The organism is Rhizobium atlanticum, assembly GCF_030182485.1.
GTDB lineage: Bacteria > Pseudomonadota > Alphaproteobacteria > Rhizobiales > Rhizobiaceae > Rhizobium.
Genome location: NZ_JAQJCJ010000002.1, coordinates 74,629 through 94,688, shown reverse-complemented (window position 1 = coordinate 94,688; position 20,060 = coordinate 74,629). Strand labels below are relative to the sequence as shown.

Genomic DNA, 20,060 nt, shown 5'->3' with positions numbered 1-20,060 from the left:
TCGGCCCAATTAAGACGCTCGTTCCCATCCTTCGCCTTGAACAGATTGCAACCGCAGAACTAGTCGTCCAGCCTCAGCATCACTGAAAATTCCGGCTCTTGATCTTCAGCGTATCGATATGAAGATCTGGCACGAACATATCCCTCGCCCGGACGCCGGGCGGCGCCTTTTCACGCGAATCCGGGCTGCCGGGCGAACCATGAGCGAACTCGTCGCCGCGGCCGGTCGGCGGATGAAACGATCCGTCACGCCCGGCAAGCCCCGACAGGTCGGCCGAGAGATCGAAGAGCTGCTGGGCGACGAGGTGAACCACCTCCCCTTCCCGCTGTATCTTGCCGTTGATCGCCATCATGCTGGCGCCGAGCACCACCCGTCGCGACCGCTCGAAGAGCTTTGGCCAGACGACGACATTGGCAATGCCGGTTTCGTCCTCGATGGTGATGAACATCACGCCCTTGGCCGAACCTGGCCGCTGGCGCACCAGCACCAGGCCGGCAGCCATCAGCCATTGTCCGTCGCGCGCCGTCATCGCCTGCGCACAGGTGACGATCCGGCGTTTGGCCAGGTCGGCCCGCAGGAATCTCAACGGATGCGGCCGGAGCGTCAGGCCGGTATGGCTGTAGTCCTCGACGACGTTGTGGCCGTCGGTCATCTGCCGCAGTTGGACTTCCGGCTCCTGCTGCTCGGCAACCGCCCGCGCGTCCCGTTCCGCCGCGGCGGTGAACAGCGGCAGCGGTTGGTCGCGCAGTGCCTTGATCGCCCAAAGCGCATCACGGCGCTCGAGGCACAGTGACGGCAAAAGGGCATCGGCTTCGGCGAGCTCGACCAGCGAGGCGACCGGCACGCCGGATCGCCGCCACACGTCATCGACCGAGGCGAAGGGTTCATCGGCGCGGGCAGCGACGATGCGCGCCGCATCGGCTGTTGCCAACCCGCGCACCAGCCGCATGCCGAGCCGCACCGCATGGCGGTCGCTGCCCTTGATCGGCTCCAACGTGCAGTCCCAGCGCGAGCGGTTAACGCAGACGGGACGGACGTCGACCCCATGCTCGCGGGCATCGCGGACGATCTGGGCCGGGGCATAGAAACCCATCGGCTGCGAGTTCAGAAGCGCCGCACAGAAGACATCAGGGAAATGGCATTTCACATAATTGGAGGCATAAGCGATGAGTGCGAAGGATGCGGCATGGCTTTCCGGGAAACCGTAGGAGCCGAAGCCTTCAAGTTGGCTGAATGTCTTCTCGGCGAATTCAGGCGTGTAGCCGTTCCGGATCATCCCCGTGACCAGCTTGTCCTTGAAGCGTGAGACACCACCCGTGAACTTGAAGGTCGCCATGGATTTCCTGAGCTGGTCGGCCTCGCCACCGGTGAACCCAGCACAGACCATCGCTACCTTCATCGCAGACTCCTGAAACAGCGGCACGCCGAGGGTTTTATGAAGGACCGCCTCCAGTTCAGGTGTCGGATATTCGACCTTCTCCTTGCCTTCCCGCCGGCGGAGATAGGGGTGCACCATGTCCCCCTGAATCGGCCCGGGGCGGACGATTGCCACCTGGATGACGAGATCGTAGAAGGTCCGCGGCTTCATGCGCGGCAGCATGGACATCTGAGCTCGGGATTCGATCTGAAACGTCCCAAGCGTGTCCGCCTTGCGGATCATCGCATAGGTCCCCGAATCCTCCTGCGGAATGGTGGCAAGGTCGAGATCCTGGTGCTTGTGCTCATGGATCAGGGCGAAAGCCTTTGCCATGCATGTCAGCATGCCGAGTGCGAGCACGTCGACCTTCATCATTTTGAGCGCTTCGACGTCATCCTTGTCCCACTCAATCACCTGGCGGTCGACCATCGCCGCCGGTTCGATCGGTACGAGATGATCGAGCCTGTCATGGGTGAGGACGAACCCGCCCGGATGCTGACCGAGATGCCGTGGTGCGCCCATCAGCTGCTGGGCAAGCCTGAGGGTCAGAGCGAGACGTCGGTCCTCCGGATTGAGGCCGAGATCGCGTACCTGCCGCTCTCCGACCGCCTCCGACCACGACCAGATGCCGGAGGAGAGAGCTTTGATCAGGTCCTCGGGCAGGCCCAGCGCCTTGCCGACATCGCGGATAGCGCCCTTGGCGCGATAGCGCGTGACAGTGGAGCAAAGCGCCGCCTTGTCGTGGCCGTAGGTCTTGTAGATCCACTGAATGACCTCCTCCCGCCGTTCGTGTTCGAAGTCGACATCGATATCGGGCGGCTCGTCGCGTTCTTGGCTGACAAAGCGCTCGAAGAGGAGATCGTTGGTCTCGGGATCGATCGAGGTGATGCCGAGCACATAGCAGACGGCGGAATTGGCGGCCGATCCCCTGCCCTGGCAGAGAATGCCCTGCGACCGGGCATAACGGACGATCGAGAACACCGTCAAAAAATAGGGGGCGTATTCCATCGTCTCGATGAGAGCGAGCTCGTGGCGGATGGCCTTTTCGACATGCGTCGGCAGACCTTCGGGATAGCGCGTCCTGACGCCTTCCCAGGTATAATGCTCCAGTGACTGCTGGGCCGTCAGGCCCGGGATCAGCGCTTCCTCCGGATATTGATAGACCAGCTCCTCGAGCGAGAATCTGCAGCGCTCGACGATTTCCATCGTGCGCGCCAGGGCTTCCGGGTATCGGGGAAACAGACGCGCCATTTCTTCCGGCGGCTTCAGATATCGGTCGGCATGCCGCTCGCGCTCGAAACCGACGTCATCGATGGTGGTGCCGTTCCGAATGCAGGTGACTGTATCCTGCAGCTGCCGCCGGCCGGGCTCATGAAACAGCACGTCATTGGTGACGACGGTCTTCACCCGGTGCTTGACGGCCAGGTTCGACAGCGCATGCAGCCGCAGCTGATCGTTCGGGCGCCGACGGAGACAGAGGGAGACATAGGCGCGGTCGCCAAAAACCTCGGCCATCCTCCTGAGCTGCACGGCAGAGGTGTCGTCCGGCATCCCAGGCACGAGGATGCCGATCAGCCCTTCGGCATAGAGCGCGACATCATCGAGATGCAGGATGCAATTGGCCTTCCCGCCGCGGCTCTTGCCCAACGTCAGCAACCGCGTCAGCCGCGAATAGGCGGCGCGATCGGTGGGATAAACCAGGATCGACATGCCGTCGGCCAGGTCGAGCCGGCAGCCGACAACGAGCCGGAGGCCGGTGGCGCGCGACGCCTCCAGCGCCCGGACGATGCCGGCCAGGCTGTTACGATCGACAATGCCCAGCGCTTCAATGCCCATGAGCTTGGCGGTGGCGAACAGCTCGTCTGCCGAGCTCGCGCCGCGGAGGAAGGAAAAATGCGTTGTCACCTGGAGTTCGGCGTAGCGCATCAGGCAAACACCCCATGCAGGAACCATTTGTGCGATCCGGTGTCCTCGTCGACGCCATCGCCGGAACGAAAGATCCAGAAGCGTTCGCCGGTATCATCCTCGATGACGAAGTAATCGCGAACGGCGATCCACTCGGAGCTGCGCTGCCACCATTCGCCAAAAATCCGCTCCGGCCCGTCTGCGCGCTTCACCCGGCGCCGCTTGCCGCGCCACGTAAAGGAGACCGGCGGATGATCGGGCAGAAGCGCGATCACCTCGATCAATTCAGGATGGGCCAGAAGCCGCGCCGGCCGCGGCCAGTGGAGCGGCCAGGTGGTGCCGATTTCGTCAGCCGTCGGCGCGATCCGCTGGACACTGCGCTCCGGGACGTCGCTTGCCACCGGTGCGACTCGGAAAATCCGCTGGCCGCCGCGGTTGCCAAGCACATCGATCAGCGGCGTCACGTCGGTCACCTGCTCTTCGATCAGCGAGGAGGCCGACTGCACTTCGACGAGCGGCTCGGCGATGACGGCCGCCAGGCTCAGCTTCTCGATGCCGAAGCCGGGCTCGATCCTCTCGATGCGATCGCGGAAGAGTTTCGTGAGCCAGGCGATATCGCGGACAGGTTTGGCCGTACCTGCCCGGAGCGACTGAAGCGTATTGTCGACGCGCTGGACGATGAGGTCGACGCGCCGCACACCAAGTCCCCGCTTCTCGAGCGCCTGACAGAGCTGCCGCACCAGGCGGTTGATGTATTTCTCAATCGTCTCCGGTGCGCCGATCGGTTCGGCAAAGGATTTTTGGACCTCAACGATATCAGCCGGGCGGATTGGATCGATCGGCTCGGCGAGGCGGCCGAACATCTGGTCGAGTCGCCGTCCCACCTCCGGGCCGAAGCGTAGCGTCAGCGGCGCCCTCGGCGTGGCGGCGAGATCGCCGACAGTGGCAAAGCCGAGAGTGCTGAGACTTGCAACGATTTCGGCCGGCAGCCGCAGCGACGACAGCGGCAAACGATTCACAGCCTTGGGGGTCGCTCCGCGCGGGACGATAACAGTCTCTCGACCGGTGGACCGAGCGAGCGCATGCGCCGCACCCCAGGTGTCGGCGATCGCCGCTCGCGCTGAAAGACCCCTCCCGCGGAAGCGGTTGACGAGACCGGAGAGCATCAGCTCCTCGCCACCCTGCAGATGGTCGGCGCCTTCCGTATCCATGACGATACCGTCAGGAGGATCCATGGCGACCACAGGAGAATATTGCGACAAGGCCCAGAGCGCCAGCCGTTCGAGGGTGGCCAAATCCGCCGCCGGATCGGCATCGATCATCATCAGTCCGTGGATCAGGGCCCGCGCCTTGGCGGCCGGCATGCCGACACGAAGGCCGAGCTTGATTGCTGCCTGGTCGGCCGCCGCAATCCAGCGCTTCGAACCGCTTCTGGCGACGATCACCAGCGGTGTTTCAACCGATAGCGAAGGATCGGCTCGTCTGATCCGGTCGGTTGGCAGTGTCGGAAGAAAGACAGATACGACCCTGGCCATCACATGCTCCGATAACGAATTCGCCTCCCTCTCCTGCTCTCACCCGCATCAGTTCCGCCAACCAGCGGGCCCGACCGACGCCTGAAACCGGCAGCGGCTCGGAGGGCAGTACCGAGATCCGCCAGCGCGTTGCGGCCGCCGTCGGCATGCCGAAGTCAGAAGCTTCCGTCTGGCGCCGCCAGCGCCGGATCACCAGGCCCAGCGTGCCAGACTTTTCAGCCGCCAACTGCAGCCGGCGTGAGGCTGTCATCGGCAGGCGCACCAGTTCGGCAACGACCGCGCCAAGCCCGCCATAGCGCAGCGCCTCCTCGAAGCTTGCGAGCACCGTCTCTTCCTTGTCGCACTCAACGAATATAACGCGGTCCGGATGAAGCCCCACCTGGGCGAGTGCGGGAAAGAAGAGATCAAAGCGCGTCAGGCACCAGACAACCTTGCCGGTGGTGCGGGCAGCGATGCCGCCGATGAAGAGGGCAGCAGCAGCCCCGTCAATCGCGCCATTGCCGCCGCCAGCCACCTCATGCAATGCCCCAGAAGTGAGGCCACCGCCCGGCAGCTGCGCATCAATCTCGCCGACGCCGAACGGCAGGACTGTGCGATTGCGCAGACCGCTCCCTTCCAGGCTGGCGATTTTCTCGCGCAACTCGTCGAGAACGACGTTCGAAGTGGCGACGGCTATGGTCATGATCTCCTTTACGGCAACCCGTTTTCGGCTTGAGATGGTGAACTGCGTTCTTTATTTGTTCTCAAAGCGGAAATGAGTCAATGCGCATGTGGCGCGTGGAAGTTGCGCGAGAGTGGCCATCGAAGAAATCCGCGAAGGGATTCAATTTGATGGCAGGAATGGGAATTTTTTCGCATGACGCGACAGGAGCTCGCCGGCTGGATCCAGGTTGAAAGCCTGTGGGCGCCGGTCTTCATGACAAGCCATCTCCGTCGTCGCCCATGGAATTGCGGTCACACCCGTCATGCGCTGGATCGACCGCGAACGTGGCGTCGACAGAATGCGACCGATGCAGGGCCGGGGGGAACGGATGGTGACGGCTCAAAACGCTAGAGATCAGCGTCCGGAAACCCGGATCGCGCCAACGTCACCGAACGTCCGCTGAACCGCGGGGATCATGCTGGAATTGATATCGACGGAAACTTCGATCTCTCCTTCAAGCGGAGCATCGCTGCGCGCACTACCATCATGAGAGGCGTCCCCGCCGGAGGGAGCAGAGCCGGCGGTATTCTTCGCGGAGGCCGACTGGACGAAGATGTCCGGTCGGGCAATGCCATGCTGCTGGACGAGATGTTCCACCGCAAGGTCGGCAGTCACACGCGTTTCGAAAACTGCTGTGATGGTCGTGGTGCTGTCTTCGGCCATAGGTCAATCTCCACTTCGCTAGGGTTATCGATCAAACGCCTGAAGAAGCGAGGAGTTTCCCTCGGCAGATGCAGGAGATGCGGGTGAGGACTTGGATGCGTCGTCGGCAGCTGCTATGTTCCTGTTTCGTTTTCGCCAGTGACACCAAATGCCATGGATCTCACCGCCGTCTCAACCGTCAGAAAAATCATTCATGTGGACATGGATGCCTTCTACGCGTCTGTCGAGCAGCGCGACAATCCGGAACTGCGTGGCAAACCCTTGGCTGTTGGCGGAGCGGCCGCCCGGGGCGTCGTTGCAGCAGCAAGCTACGAAGCCCGCGAGTTTGGTGTGCGCTCAGCCATGTCCTCGGTCACGGCAGCTCGAAAGTGTCCTGACCTGATTTTCGTGAACCCGAGGTTCGAGGTCTATCGCGCCGTCTCCCAGCAGATCCGCGATATCTTTGCGGAATACACGCCGCTGATCGAACCTTTGTCGCTCGACGAGGCCTATCTCGACGTCACCGAAAACCTCAAGGGCATGTCGATCGCCACCGAGATCGCGCTGGAAATCCGTGCCAAGATCAAGGCGGTCACCGGACTGAATGCTTCCGCCGGTATCTCTTACAACAAGTTCCTCGCCAAGATGGCGTCCGACCTCAACAAGCCCAATGGCCAAGCAGTCATCACGCCGAAGAACGGGCCAGCTTTCGTCGAGCAGCTGGCGGTCAAGAAATTCCATGGCGTCGGCCCGGCCACAGCGGAGAAGATGCTCCGCCTGGGTATCGAGACCGGTGCGGATCTGAGGGCAAAGTCCCTACAGTTTCTCGTCGAGCATTTCGGGAAGTCTGGGCCGTACTTCTATGGCATTGCACGGGGCATCGATGAGCGGCAGGTCCAGCCGGACCGAGTGCGGAAGTCGGTCGGCGCCGAGGACACATTTGCGGTCGATATCAGCGACCTTGACCTTGCGACAAACGAACTCCGGCCACTTGCGGAAAAGGTCTGGTCCTACTGCCAGGCCAAGGGCTTCAGCGGCAAGACGGTGACTGTGAAGATAAAGTACTCCGATTTCACCCAAGCGACGCGGAGCAGGAGAACTGCCCTCCCTTATGCAGGTGTCGGCGATATTCTCGCTGCCGCCAATGCCCTGCTGGCGGGTGTCTATCCGTTCAAGCTCCCGGTCCGGCTCCTTGGCGTGACACTGTCGTCGCTCACCAATGACAAGAAGGCGGCCGAAAGCGAGGAACAACCGCAGCTCGGCTTGGGTTTTTGATTAGAGGAAGCTGGAGCAGATCAAGGGTCAAAGCCGCAATGTTCCCATCCTGTATTCGAGTTATCGACCTGGAAACCGCTGGCAGCGGGCCGAGCGATGTCTGCGAGATCGGGTGGCAGGACGTCGTTCAAGGCGAGGATGGCGGGTGGGAAGTTTCTGGGGAGCGCGGCGCGCTTCTGGTCAATCCTGGAAAGCCGATTTCGCCCGACACGATGGCAATACATCATATCCAGGATTGGGAGGTTACTGGGGCGCCACTCTGGAAAGAAGCAGCGCCAAGCATCTTGCGGCCACCGCACCCAATCGTCGCCCTTGCCGCCCACCGCGCCGCGTTCGAGCAACGCTATTGCACGCCGAGACTGGCCGCTGGTACTCCATGGATCTGTACTTGGAAATGCGCATTGCGTGTCTGGCCGGAGCTGCCAAGGTTTTCGAACCAGATGCTCCGTTATCTGCGAAGGCCGGAAGGTTTGATCCACGAGATCGGCCTTCCCGCCCATCGAGCCATGCCCGATGCCTATGTCACCGCCCACCATCTGCGCGACGAGCTAAATGCCGCTTCCCTGGATGAACTTCTGCTTTGGAGTTCTCAGCCCGGCCTGCTGCCACGAGTGCCGGCCGGTCCGGACCGGGGCAAGAGCTGGGATCGTCTTAGCACAGAGGCGCTCATTGCTTTCCTGAGCGACCGCGATACGGATGTCCGCTTCAGCGCCGAGACGGAGCTGCGGCGGCGAGGGGAAACGGAAACGCGCCGATCGGACACTCCTGCACAGCAGACACTTCTGTGACCGATTTGACTTTACTTGGCCAGCCTGGACCGCCAATTTGAAGACACGCCATCCGATGATACTCACGGCCCGAATTGCGGAGCATGACCTCGTTCCATTCGATCTGCTTCGCCAGAAACATTTTCCGCCAGAGCGGAATTTCCTACGGGCGCATCTGACAATGTTTCACCGGCTGCCGGGCGAATATGTTGATAGGATCGTCGAAAGCCTTCAATCCGTTGCGAAGGAGACGCGTGCGATCTCAGCCCGCGTCAGCGGCATCCGCCATTTGGGAGCCGGCGTTGCTTTCGTGATTGGCAGTCCCGACCTGAACGCGATCCGCCATATCCTGCGCGGCAATTTCGTCCACTGGTTGGGCTCGCAGGACATGCAGACGTGGCGGCCGCACATCACAATTCAAAACAAAGCCTCCGTCACCGAAGCGAACAGGCTTCATCGCGAACTCTCTGGCACTTTCCATGCCCATGACATCACCATCGTGGGGCTCGATTTGTGGAGATATCTCGACGGCCCTTGGGCAAGCGAAGCCACCGTGCCGCTTGTCGATTAGCTCATTATGACTGTCGGGACGCTTGAGGCGCCTCGGACCGAACCGACAAGATCTTCGGCTGGTAACAAGTCCGGATTTGCTTTGCCTTCCGTCACTCCTCCAAAGGCCAAAACGAAAAAGCCTGCCGCGGGAGGAGGTGCGACAGGCTTTTTCGAAAATAACCGAACAGCGACTGGGAGGAGGAGTGCCGCTGTTCCCTCAGATGCCCCTTGGGAGGAGGAATGGAGCATCTGAAACCCGAAGCTCAGCGGGAGGAGGTGCATCGCTTCGTTGACAGCATCAGTATCGGCCGCTTTGGAGGAGCGCCAGATCCTGCAGTGCAGAACAGCAATGCGGCGAGTGCATACCCGTGGCTTCACACGAGGACATAATGCCTTGGTCTCCTGAGGCACTTCTTATGCTAATCGGCATAGGCACGCGATTTTTCCGGAATAATCCTCTACTTGTGAATGAGGTGACTAAGAAGGCGCCATGCGGCTGATCGCTTCACTCGGCCGCGACGTCACCTTACGAACGTTCCGCTCGGCGCCGCCCGTCTACGCGTCTCGGACCGCGCGATCAATCCGGCGAAGTCGACCGAGTCCTTTTTATCTGCGCCTCGCAGCAAGCTAACGTCGTCCCGGCGCTGGCTCAGCCTCGCAAGGCTGCGCCGACCATGCAATGCAAGAGCGTGGTCGGACGTCCAATCAGCCGGCCGAGCGCGCCTCCGCGTCAAAAAGTCCACCGCGTGACGCCGCAACGTCGGCGTCCGCGAGAAGGCCCGCTAGATCGAGTGGTAGCCCGGCGCCCGTCAGCAAATCGCGATAAGCGGCCTCGGAACGATCGTTGTAAACGACGGTCTCGCCTGACTGCCGCGAGACCTCAGAGGCCAGCTCGGCAAGGCTAAGTTCATCGAGCGGACGAGATCACCAACTGAGGCCCGCATGAGGGGATGCAGCCGCGAGGCGAAGCGATTAGCCGCCGAGGTCAGTTCGATCGCGACGTCTTCCAGCTCTCTGCTGCTTTCAGGAAGCATTGGTCCCATGCTCGCCAAGGTGACCATAGATTGCCGCTTTTAATGCCGTTAGATTTGTCTTTCGGAACATAGCGTTAGGTAGCGAATTAAGCAATCATTTTGCCGGTATTTTTGCCGGTCGGAATTGCGCAGCGTTTCCACGATGAATGTCATCAGGCCCAGCCGCGCGGGCCACTGCTTTGACTACCTCTAAGTATTTGAATTGTGAGTTCATGCCGAATTGCGACTTGGGCGTTTGACGCTAGCCGACACGTCGGATTGATGACGGTTGCTCAAGCGCAGCTCGTCCATCGGCGCGTGTCGTCGATTTGCTGCAGGCACTGTAAACGCTCTGAACGGACGCCCCCTTCTAGTTCGGGGTTCGACCCTGTTTGGTCAGGCATGATTTTCATCTTCGCTATTCGCCGATCAACGTCGTCGGAAGACAGAAGATGCGTTACGCTTGCGGACGAACTGTGCCGAGCCTAGCCTTATCGACATTGGCGTTGTGCAAGCGCACATTTGAACGAGAGTTGAAGGCACGTTCGCTTTTGGCTTGCCGCGCGAACGCGTCGCTTGAGAGATTTGGCGCCGGCCAATGGGAAGGAACCGAGGATGAAGCCGCTTCGTTTTATTGCGCTAGTTGTCGCGGTCATCTCTTCTGCGTGCGCGAACCAGGAGCCCGAGGGCTCGAAAGCCCCAATGCCGACAAGCCATCAGCCGAGACAGCATTCATCCGCCGAACCAAACTGCAGGAACAAACCGAATTATGAAGGAATGCTGCGCACGCTTTGCTATTAGTGGGGCGGCCCGCTTCTTTTTGCCGCCTATCGCATCGAAGTTCGACAGCGATTTCTAAGGGCGAACCCGTCGGCCGCCGCTACATCGTCGGATCGGGAGCCCTTCGAGGAACCTTGATGCCCGTAGAGACACATTGCAGCGGCCAGCAGCATCAGGATCATCCCGAACATCCCCGCCGCGGTCAAAGCCTCGCCAGCCATCATAACGCCGACGGCGACAGCAACGATGGGTGAGACGAATGCAAAGCTGCCCGCCCGGGCAGGCCCGATATCGCGAATAAGCTGCAGATAGATGCTGTAACCGATCAGCGATCCAAAGAGGACGAGGAACAGCCAACCCGCGACTGCCTGCCAATTCCACGGTGTCACCAGACTTGCGGCTGCTTCCGGCTCGAAGGCCAGTGAACTCAAAAACAGGCCTGCACCTCCGATGAGTGTCGTGCAGCCGGACACGAGGGTGCTGCCGTAGCGGGTGATAAGCGGCTTGGCCAGGACCGATCCCCATGCCGACGATACTGCACTCCAGCTAATCGCAAGAAGTCCGACGATCGCGGCGGAGCCTGAGAGGCTGGTCATTTCGATTGACGGCGAAAACAGGAATGAGAGGCCGATCATACCGATGATCATGGCAAGAGCGCGGGCGCCACTCCAGCGTTCCTCGCCGAGCAATATTCCGAAACCGAGAAGAGCCAGGGGCGTCAGCGACATTTCGATCACGGCGGCTGTCCCGGATGCAACGAACTGCATACCCCAAAACAGCGGACCGTAGCAGAGTGTGATCATCAGCAGGCTCGCGATCACAAGCCGGCCGAAATCTCTATTGGCCGCAAATGAAATTCGGCGGGAGCGCAGCGACCACCCTAAGAGCAGCAGGCCGGCGCAAAGAAACCTGGTCGCCGCGAACATCATCGGCGGCACGGTTTCGATCCCGGTCTTGACGGCAATCCACGTCAGACCCCAAACGAGGCAAAGAATGAGGAACTTGATCACGTTCTTGCGAGGAGACATAGAAGGGCCCTTGCTCTGTAACGAGTAAACATTATTTACCCCGTTACAACCTGGCGACCTGCTTTTTGTTCCGCACCATGGCCTCATCGATCTTCGACATGCGTCTAAGCGGCGGGCATCCGGCTCTTGACCTGGTAAACACCCTCGACAGCCGCCGTGGCCGTTGGGGGCCCGATCTCCTGCGATCGTTCGATGACGTCTTGGCGTTCGCTGAAAGGCTTCAGCTCATCGATGCAAGCGGATTGGCAAGTTTGAGGGAACGCGCGGCGGTCGATCCCGGCAAGGCAGAAGACGCCCTGGCGCGTTTGATAGAGCTGCGAGAAGCCATATACTCCCTGTTCCTTGCCGAGGATACCGATACACCTTATCCCCACCGAGCATTGAGCACAGTGGCAGAAATCGCCAGAGTTGGCCGCGCAAGACAGACCCTCCTAAAGTCGAATCAGAACTTCGTCTGGACATTCCCCTTTGACGATCCGGCCGATATTTTTCACCTATTCGCTATCGCTGCTACTGATCTGTTGACCAGCCGGAGCGATCGCCGTCGCGTGCGTGAGTGCAAGGGCGACAATTGCGGCTGGCTCTTCCTTGACCGTTCAAAGAACGGCCGACGGCAGTGGTGCTCGGAGGCAAGTTGCGGGGTACACAGCCGAGTGAAGCGTTTTCGCGCGCGCGGCGACGACCGTGGATGATCGCAGTGCGTTCTTCGGTAGACGGTCTTGAGCGCCTTGCCGGAGATGCCCGCTGCTTGGTTTTGTCGTCAGCGATGCAGAGTATCCAGCCCCTCTCGCGAGTAGATCGCTCTTGGGAGTTCATCAAAAGCCAGTTGCCGGCTTCATTGCGCGAACAACGATCGTCGTGGCATGATTGTGATGAAGCTGAACCATCGAGGCTCCTATCTGACTTCTGGCGAGCGCAACTCGCACGAGCCTACCTGCTTTGCGACATGAGGGCAGAAGCGCATTGCCGAACTCGCAGACTAGCGGTGGGTCAACTCTCAGACGACGCCAAATCGATCGAGCATCTTTCGAAGCTGCAGGTTCTCCTGGCGGAGATGCTTTACCAGCAGTATCTTAAGGCGTCGGTTTTCCGCGTCGAGCGTAGCCAGTTCATCAGCTGGTGCTTCGACGAAAGCGGCAAACGATCCTTTGCGGCGCTCGCCGCTTGTGCGACCGGTAGGTTTTCCCGAGCGCCCTTCGCCAATTGGCGTCGGCCTGTTTCGAGCCGGCCATTTGGTTGATTGTTCGCTTGATCGCGAGACGGGGCCGACATGATCGTGATCGCTTTGGAATGGATCGATCGGCGCCGGTTGAATCAAAGAACCGACGAGCAGGGTTTGGTTGCTGGCGTCATCGCTCTTATCGAGCTGATTTGCTGGCCCCTGATCCCGCGCAATTTCACCGGTTTCGCCGATAGCGTCCAGTTCCTGCTTGGGTTCGAACAGGTGCGGCGCTTCCGTTTCGGCCTGACGGACGAGAGCCTTGAGATCGGTGTTTCCCCATATCGAAGGCGGCTGGGTCGTCAATCGCCGGCGACCTGACTTGAATTCGACGACAAACTTTCGCTGCGGTGTTTTCATATATGCTAGACCTCTAAATTTAATGCCAAGCTCAAGAAACGTCGAACCGTTTCAGCATCGTCTTCAGCTGGGCGTTCTGCAGCTGGAGCTTCCGGGCGAGCTCACTTCTCAGTTTTTTGATGTCCTCATCAAGGCTTGCGACATCGTCGAAGAACGCATCGCGCGCAGACGACCGAGGCGCGCTTTGACCTGCTCGTGTGACGACACCGGCCCGCGCGACGACTATGTTTGCCGGGGCCCCCTTCCTCCGTTGACGGCTGGGCCGAGACCTTGTCAGAGACTTCGAATTCGTCTCGACTGCCCCATCCGCGCTTGAACGACGCGCCTCGCTTGGTGAGGGTGTCAAAGCCTGGCCACCATCGACCGGAAGTGCCGCCTGCACGGTTCCACGATTGTCTTCACTCTCGTCCGATGCCGATGCAACTCTCTCGGCCGGAACAGCCTTATTGTAATCCGCAGAGGCGGAGTTTTCAGTCGAAGGAGGTACCAGCGCCTGCTCCGCCTGATGATCGAGAGCCGCGGGATCGATATCACGCCTGATGGAACTTTCCGACCCCTTTGCCGCCCGACGCCGCGACGTCAAATCGACGAGGTATTTCCACGGTGTTTTCATGGGCGTTTCACCTTGCTCAAGCACGGCTGCGATGCTGCGCAGCGCCCTATCCCCTCTCGCAGGTCGACCGGGCACGATGAAGGCGCCCGGCGACCATTTTTCTGCTGAAGATGCGATGGCTGCCGCGTTGACGGCCGACTTACCTGCAGGACTGCTGATCAATCAAGCCCGAGCCGTTTGCGCAGCTCGGTATTTTCCTGGCGCAGCTTTTCCGCGAGCAATTTGCGCAAGCGCTTGTTCTCTTCTTCAAGCTGGATCAGATCTTCCAGCTCGTCAATCACGGGTGCGAATGCCGTTGCCGTTTGCTCGGCTGGCTTGGCGATCTTATTTCTTCCTCTCCTCTTGAGAGTGCCCTTGGCATCGGAAGGTTTCGTCTCGATCGACCTCGGTTTTCTTCCCCTGCCACGTCCAGCAGGTTTTGCCGCACCTGGCGCCGGCAACGGTTCGGCGACGGCCTCTGTCGCGGCAGAAGCCGGTTCGGCAGCTTGCTTTTGACGCCGCGGCGCACGCTTCTTCTTAACGCCCGCTTTTGTCGGCGCATTCGTTTCCGAGACCCCGGTAGCAGGGCTCGTATTATTCTCATCAGCCATCAGACATCTCCTCTATAGCCAAGTCTCTTTTCGACTGAGTGACAGATTGAGTCAACAAAGGCGCTGCGGCTATCGCCAGCCTCAGATTTCAAATCCGACAGCCTCTGACTCCGCTGCCCGTTTCCCTATTGCGGAGGATCCAAGACGCACTCCGAGTCCCCCGCGCAGCCCCAATGAGCATTCAGTATGTGTGGTATCAGGGATACGTCCGCTCCACTAACTGCTTGACAGCGTCGTGGACTGCACACGTGAGTAGTTGCTGCCGAACTTGAGCCACGAGAAGAGAAGCAGAGCAAGGTTCTTTCATTCTGCAATATCATCGTCGCGCTTTAGCCGGAATGGTTGGGCCACCGCACCGCGTCCCACAACGTGACCGGCTAGCACCCGGGGGACTTGACGCGCTGAAGGAGCAAGTCGTCTCTCGTGTTGCCGAGGACACCACGGTCGCAGGCTTTGATAATTTTGCAATGGCTGCTTGGCCATTCCGCATTGACGACGTTTCTTCATCCGGATGAAAGATGCGTCCTATCCCACAAAAAGCCCGGCATCACGCGCCACCGCCTTGATATGTGCAAGACCGCGGCGGTAGCCGTCGACATCAAAGTGCTCCAGCATCAGGGGAACCTCACGTTTCAGCTTGGCGATTTCCGTTACATAGGCGGTGTAATCCAGATTACCTTCACCAGGCACCACTTCGTCCAGGTGAAAGGAAATCGTCCCCGGTCCTCCCTTCATGACCAGGTCCTTGGCGTGGCATGAGACGACCCAAGGACCGAGAAGGGTGAAGCAATGCCGGATCATCTTGCCCGTGTTGAAATACAATCTGGGTGTGATGACCATGTTTGCAGCATCGATATGTGCCGAATTGAGGCCGTTCAATCGCCTTTAGGAGTTTGAGATAGTTCTCAGGTGTGTCCGTCACCAGCCACGGAACCATCTCCAGGGAGAACTTGGTACGCTTCGGCTTCACCATGTCGATGACATAGCGTGCAGTGTCGACGGCGCGCTGGAATCCGGCCTCGCTTTGATTATCCGGATGCGGACCGTAATCATAGTTGTCGCTTAACTGCCAGGGATCCCCCGGATGTCCGGCAGTACCGTGAAATGCGACGATGGCACCTGCCCCAATTTCGTCGCCGAGGGCTAGCTGATGTACAGCGTACTCCAGATTGGCTTTTCGCACCGCCTCGTCGTGAGCAATGAGGTTCTTCCATGCGCCGCCTTCTGCAACCACAAGATTTGCTGCGGCAAATGCCTTTACCAGTGCAGCGATTTCTTCGCGGTTCTCGAGTCTGATATTTGGCATATACGCAGCATTGTAGCCAAACTCGACGTGCGCTCGCGCGTACGCTTCGGGATCATTGTTGTAATCGATCCCATAGCCACCCAGTCTGAAGGTCATGATCAATCTCCGATTGGCATACCGATCCATAACTCTCGGACACTCTCCAATGTCGGCGGCGCTCAGCTTTTTGGAGGACCACCGGGGGCATTGTTGCTCCTCGTCTGCTCGGGATAGAGGAGAACGAATCCCCTCCCCTTTGCAAGCCTTGAAAAACCGCTCGCTGCCTCGAGCGTCTCAGGAGTTTGATCGCATCCGTGGAGCAGGACGACGAGCGGCGGGTTTTTCTGCAATCCGGCAGGCGCGAAAGATTTCATGACGAGCCGTCCTGGATTGCTCCCGAAGCAGTCACTTCGAGCTTTGGCAAGACCTTGCCCGCACGCGATCGAGCGGATGACGGCAATCCGAAAAGCTTGGCATATTTTCTCTGCGCCTTAAACGCCCTCGACGGTAGCTCTCGTGAAGCCGAACTTCAAAGTGCCTCGAGTCCAACTAGCGCAGTTCGCAAGGCTGTCTCAGCCGTCGCGCAAATCGCAACCCCATAGTGGCGCCCTTCTGCGTCCGTGTGATCGTCACTGATGTGATCCTGGAGAACACTCAACCTGCTCCCGGTTGCAGGCGCAAGGCAATGTCGGCTTTCGCCCTCACCGTTACTCGCGCCCGACCGAAACCGGTTTTGATTTCTTTTTGTTCCGTCAAAAACGCTGCAGCAACGAATTATGACAGCCAGCTCAATCGCGCTGCGCCGCCGGACTGACCTTTGAAAAGGCCACTTCTGACTTTCGTCGTCCCAACCTGCTTCATGGGAAGGGATGGCTTGGGTCCGCGAGCGTACCAACGCCTTCGTGGGGGCTCCGCGAAAAACCGAATCATGTTCATTTAAGGGAGATCTGCTGTGGTCGGGAGTGGGCGTATGAGTGCAGCGAGTTTGATGCCGGGCTGCTTCTACTGGGCAAAGTCTTCGAAGTTTTTCGACGGGAACCTCACCGTAGTTCAGCTCTCAACCGTTTTCGGAACACATCCCGACTATTGGACACTTGCACTTATGGGGACGGATCAGCATGCCATGCCGAGTGATTTCGAAATAATTGGCCCTCTGGAGATGCCGCAAGCGCATCAAGAAGCAGCCGAATGATGACCGGTGCAACACCCCTTCGGCCACCCCCTCTCACGAGTCCAGCGAGCGGCGGCAATCAATCTCATCCATTTCGTAGCCCAAGGTCGGGCCCACCCGGCGCACAAGCGTTTCCCACTGACGACGTTGATCACCATAGCGCTCCGCGTCCGCTTCCGTTGCGATACCGGCCTTCTGCAAAACTCCCAAGGCCAGCGAATAACTCCGCCTGAAATACTCTTGCTGCGCAACCTTGTTGGATTCACCGGTTGTCGGAAAATGCCTGTCCAACGTCGCGAGCAAAAGGCGAGCACATTGCCGAAGCGCGTCGACTGCCGCCGCGCTTATGACAGCCTTGTGCTTCTCGCGATCCAGCGCTGTATCGATCAACGTGGTGAGATCGAGCAATATGAAACTCATGCGCGACACGGAGTAATAGGGCTCTTTGAAACGGAAATAAAACAGCAGCGGATAAAAGTGGTGCGCTTCTTTCGTCGCAGCGAGCGAACGCACGAGGTTGCCGAGTTCGCTGGTGGCCGTGGCGAAATCGTCACCAGGGCCTAGCCGAGCCAGCATCTCGGCCGCGTCACCAGTGCCGCCCGTCATCAGATCGACTGTTAGCGCCAGAGCGTTCCGCTCACGCAGGGCTGAATAGACCTGCACAAGATAGCTCAACACCAGCGACAGCACTGACGCGCCGATGAGAGAATTAAGGAGGAAGATGACGCGGGTGCCTGACGTATGCGGCGCGTACTCTCCGCCTCCCACGATCGAGAGGCTGTTGCCGGCCACAAGTAAGGCGGTCACAAAATCGGTTTGGCTGCCATCGCTGCTCGGTCGGATCGCGGACCCGAGCTCAGGATGGATGACGAGAGCGGCGCCGATCGTCAGCCCAAGAGCCCAGAATGCGATCAATGTGACGACGATGACCGGCCCAGCGAAGCACAGGATTTGTGTACGGGCGGGGCCGGACAGTCCCGCTGGTCCCTTGATGCAAGCCCATACGAGGCGGTTCCAGAGGGGTGCAAGCAGCCCTGTGCCAGCGCGAGCGTAAAGGACGGTGAAGAAGATGTCGGCGAGGAAGATCAACATCAGCGCAGCGCCCATAAGTTGCTCGAGACCCATGTTTGCCGCTCCTTATTGCGCGTCAACGCCGGAGTTAGCTGGTCAGGTCGCGGCGCTGGCGAATGTTGCATTACCTCTCTGCCGAAGGCGGTTTGCGCCAACGCTCCAGAGGTTAGATGCATAGGCGCGACAGGCGCTACTGCAACCAGCTCTCAATCCTCACCGCCACTGGCCGGCTTTTAGGCGCTGCGGCTTTCGTTGCCTGAGCTCGCCCGCAAATGCTCGATCTGTTGCCGGGCAGCACGGCGCGATGCCTCCACGCCTTTGGGAAAGCCGCTCCGGTCAGCGTAGTCACGTCGCTGACCTGTGTGGCGCGCATGCCGGATTGTGTTGGTTCCCGTGGCAATGACGTCGAGAAGCGTAACGCCGGCAACCATCAACAATGCCAGTGCCGCATTGTCCCGCTTGCGATTGTCAGGTCTCATGGCCGTCGCCAAAGTGGCAATATCAAGAGCGTCGCCTGCGATCCGGCTGGCAAGCCCCGCCTGTTTTTCGACCGAGAGCGTCATAAATCCGGACGTTATCTCCCGCACCCCAAAGGCGCGTATCAGATTTTCCCTGCCGCGCATGCCGAGCGCCCTCGTAATCTTCTCGGCTGCCAACAGCTCGATGACCCTCAGTCCGATGCTGAACCATCCGAGATTGCGCGCCAGCCTGTCAGAGGAACTGAGCGAACTAGGCCCCGAGTTGATGATTCTCGGATCGCCTTCGGAACGCGTCATGTTGGTGAGGAATGCCATTTCGGAACCTCCTTAGGGTTTCAGAACAACCTTGATGCAGCTGTCCTGCTTGTCGCGAAACACCTTGTACATTTCCGGTCCCTGTTCGAGGCCGACAGTGTGGGTGATCACGAAGGAGGGGTCGATCTGTCCCTCCTCGATGCGCCGCAACAGATCATCGGTCCACCGACGCACATGCGTCTGTCCCATGCGGAAGGAAAGGCCCTTGTTCATCGCCATGCCCATCGGGATTTTATCGACGAGCCCGCTATAGACGCCGGGGATGGAGATGATCCCGCCCGGTCTGCAGACATAGATCATTTCGCGCAGAACATGCGGACGGTCGTTCTCCAACATCACCACCTGCTTGGCGCGATCCAACAGTGTATCCGGCTGGCCGATCGAGACGTGACTTTCCAGCCCTACGGCGTCGATGCATTTTTCGGGGCCTTTACCGTCCGTCAGATCGTTAAGACGCTCTATCACGCTCTCGTCCTTGAAGTTGATGGTGATTGCGCCGGCTGCTTCAGCCATCGAGAGACGTTCCGGAATGCAGTCGATGGCAACCGCCTGCTTGGCTCCGAGCAGCACGGCACTGCGGATCGTCATCTGGCCGACGGGGCCGCAGCCCCAGACGACCACGGTGTGTCGGTGGCCTCGATGTCGCACTGGGCGGCGGCCTGCCACCCTGTCGGGAAGATGTCACCAAGGAAAAGAACCTGCTCGTCCGTCAAGCTGTCGGGCACCTTGATATGTGTCTTGTCCGCGAAAGGGACCCGAAGGTATTCGGCCTGACCGCCGGGATAGCCACCGGTTAGGTGTGTGTAGCCGAAGAGGCCTGCCGTGGTATGGCCAAACGCCTTGTCGGCCATCTCCTTCTTGCGGTTTGTCCGCTCACAGACGGAGAAATTGCCGCGTTTGCACTGATCGCATTCGCCGCATGTGATGGTGAAGGGGACAACGATCCGGTCGCCTTTCTTGAGGCTGCCGTTCACCTCGGAACCGGTCTCGATCACCTCGCCCATCATTTCGTGCCCCATAATATCGCCGGGCATCATCGCCGGGATGAAATTATGAAACAGATGAAGATCGGAGCCGCAGATAGCGCAGCTCGTGACTTTAATGATCGCATCACGTGGATGCTCGATCTCGGGGTCCGACACGGTGTCGCACCGGATATCTTCCTTGCCGTGCCAAACGAGCGCGCGCATGCCTCTCTCCTTATCTGTCTGGTCGATTGCAGGGGTGAACAGTACGCGAGACCTCGGAAGATCGAGCAACTGACGGCCCACCGATAAGCCCCGCGAACCTCCACCCGCTTGAATAGTTCCTGGAGCGATCAGAGATTTTCGAAGGAGTGA

17 protein-coding genes and 2 pseudogenes are annotated in these 20,060 nt (G+C 59.7%); 5 read left to right on the top strand and 14 right to left on the bottom strand.

What is annotated here, in order from left to right; genetic code table 11:
* Positions 1–79: 79 nt before the first annotated feature.
* From PH551_RS02860 to PH551_RS02845, 4 genes are all read right to left on the bottom strand, one after another.
* On the bottom strand, positions 80–3,343 hold the full coding sequence (locus PH551_RS02860; RefSeq protein WP_285192121.1) for an error-prone DNA polymerase: 3,264 nt from the start codon (positions 3,341–3,343) through the stop codon (positions 80–82).
* The gene (locus PH551_RS02855; RefSeq protein ID WP_285191788.1) at positions 3,343–4,857 is read right to left on the bottom strand and encodes a Y-family DNA polymerase; all 1,515 of its coding nucleotides are present in this window, start codon (positions 4,855–4,857) and stop codon (positions 3,343–3,345) included. The genes PH551_RS02860 and PH551_RS02855 overlap by 1 nt, the downstream gene beginning before the upstream one ends.
* Complete coding sequence (locus PH551_RS02850) at positions 4,778–5,539, bottom strand: ImuA family protein (protein WP_285191787.1); 762 nt, start codon at positions 5,537–5,539, stop codon at positions 4,778–4,780. The genes PH551_RS02855 and PH551_RS02850 overlap by 80 nt, the downstream gene beginning before the upstream one ends.
* Positions 5,540–5,914: 375 nt before the next feature.
* The gene (locus PH551_RS02845) at positions 5,915–6,223 is read right to left on the bottom strand and encodes a hypothetical protein (RefSeq protein ID WP_285191786.1); all 309 of its coding nucleotides are present in this window, start codon (positions 6,221–6,223) and stop codon (positions 5,915–5,917) included.
* Positions 6,224–6,376: 153 nt separating this feature from the next.
* Here PH551_RS02845 and dinB point away from each other — a divergent pair, with 153 nt between their 5' ends.
* Genes dinB through PH551_RS02830 form a run of 3 tightly spaced genes read left to right on the top strand, consistent with a single transcriptional unit; the run spans position 6,377 to position 8,815 of the window.
* On the top strand, positions 6,377–7,477 hold the full coding sequence (dinB, locus tag PH551_RS02840) for a DNA polymerase IV (protein ID WP_285191785.1): 1,101 nt from the start codon (positions 6,377–6,379) through the stop codon (positions 7,475–7,477).
* Between the two features lie 38 nt (positions 7,478–7,515).
* Positions 7,516–8,265: an exonuclease domain-containing protein gene (locus PH551_RS02835; RefSeq protein ID WP_285191784.1), complete on the top strand. Its 750-nt coding sequence runs from the start codon at positions 7,516–7,518 to the stop codon at positions 8,263–8,265.
* Positions 8,174–8,815: a 2'-5' RNA ligase family protein gene (locus tag PH551_RS02830; RefSeq protein WP_350223841.1), complete on the top strand. Its 642-nt coding sequence runs from the start codon at positions 8,174–8,176 to the stop codon at positions 8,813–8,815. The genes PH551_RS02835 and PH551_RS02830 overlap by 92 nt, the downstream gene beginning before the upstream one ends.
* A 1,821-nt stretch (positions 8,816–10,636) precedes the next feature.
* On the opposite strand, the gene PH551_RS02825 is transcribed toward PH551_RS02830, so the two are convergent.
* Positions 10,637–11,617: a DMT family transporter gene (locus PH551_RS02825; RefSeq protein ID WP_285191782.1), complete on the bottom strand. Its 981-nt coding sequence runs from the start codon at positions 11,615–11,617 to the stop codon at positions 10,637–10,639.
* Positions 11,618–11,682: 65 nt separating this feature from the next.
* Here PH551_RS02825 and PH551_RS02820 point away from each other — a divergent pair, with 65 nt between their 5' ends.
* Positions 11,683–12,309: a CGNR zinc finger domain-containing protein gene (locus tag PH551_RS02820; protein ID WP_285191781.1), complete on the top strand. Its 627-nt coding sequence runs from the start codon at positions 11,683–11,685 to the stop codon at positions 12,307–12,309.
* A 305-nt stretch (positions 12,310–12,614) separates the two neighbouring features.
* On the opposite strand, the gene PH551_RS02815 is transcribed toward PH551_RS02820, so the two are convergent.
* The 6 genes and pseudogenes from PH551_RS02815 to PH551_RS02790 all read right to left on the bottom strand — a co-directional run.
* Positions 12,615–13,196: a hypothetical protein gene (locus PH551_RS02815; RefSeq protein WP_285191780.1), complete on the bottom strand. Its 582-nt coding sequence runs from the start codon at positions 13,194–13,196 to the stop codon at positions 12,615–12,617.
* A 31-nt stretch (positions 13,197–13,227) separates the two neighbouring features.
* Positions 13,228–13,971 carry a hypothetical protein gene (locus PH551_RS02810; protein WP_285191779.1) on the bottom strand — a complete coding sequence of 248 codons (744 nt, stop codon included), beginning with the start codon at positions 13,969–13,971 and terminating at the stop codon, positions 13,228–13,230.
* Positions 13,968–14,399 carry a SyrB2 regulator gene (locus PH551_RS02805; protein WP_285191778.1) on the bottom strand — a complete coding sequence of 144 codons (432 nt, stop codon included), beginning with the start codon at positions 14,397–14,399 and terminating at the stop codon, positions 13,968–13,970. Before PH551_RS02805 ends, PH551_RS02810 begins: the two co-directional genes overlap by 4 nt.
* A 525-nt stretch (positions 14,400–14,924) precedes the next feature.
* Entirely contained in the window at positions 14,925–15,089 is a 165-nt protein-coding gene (locus PH551_RS02800; protein WP_285191777.1) for a hypothetical protein, read from the bottom strand.
* Positions 15,079–15,801, bottom strand: a complete 723-nt coding sequence (locus tag PH551_RS02795; RefSeq protein ID WP_285191776.1) for a TIM barrel protein — start codon at positions 15,799–15,801, stop codon at positions 15,079–15,081. Before PH551_RS02795 ends, PH551_RS02800 begins: the two co-directional genes overlap by 11 nt.
* An 86-nt stretch (positions 15,802–15,887) precedes the next feature.
* Positions 15,888–16,058 (bottom strand): annotated as a pseudogene (locus tag PH551_RS02790) (PHB depolymerase family esterase); the annotation flags it as partial.
* 596 nt (positions 16,059–16,654) lie between these two features.
* Here PH551_RS02790 and PH551_RS02785 point away from each other — a divergent pair.
* Positions 16,655–16,876, top strand: a complete 222-nt coding sequence (locus PH551_RS02785; protein WP_285191775.1) for a hypothetical protein — start codon at positions 16,655–16,657, stop codon at positions 16,874–16,876.
* Between the two features lie 33 nt (positions 16,877–16,909).
* Here PH551_RS02785 and PH551_RS02780 read toward each other — a convergent pair whose 3' ends face one another.
* The 3 genes and pseudogenes from PH551_RS02780 to PH551_RS02770 all read right to left on the bottom strand — a co-directional run bounded on the left by PH551_RS02780 (position 16,910) and on the right by PH551_RS02770 (position 19,910).
* Positions 16,910–17,980 (bottom strand): ion channel, encoded by a 1,071-nt coding sequence (locus PH551_RS02780; RefSeq protein WP_285191774.1) that lies wholly within the window; start codon positions 17,978–17,980, stop codon positions 16,910–16,912.
* A gap of 179 nt (positions 17,981–18,159) precedes the next feature.
* Entirely contained in the window at positions 18,160–18,720 is a 561-nt protein-coding gene (locus tag PH551_RS02775) for a hypothetical protein (RefSeq protein ID WP_285191773.1), read from the bottom strand.
* A gap of 12 nt (positions 18,721–18,732) precedes the next feature.
* Positions 18,733–19,910 (bottom strand): annotated as a pseudogene (locus PH551_RS02770) (zinc-dependent alcohol dehydrogenase).
* Positions 19,911–20,060: the final 150 nt, after the last annotated feature.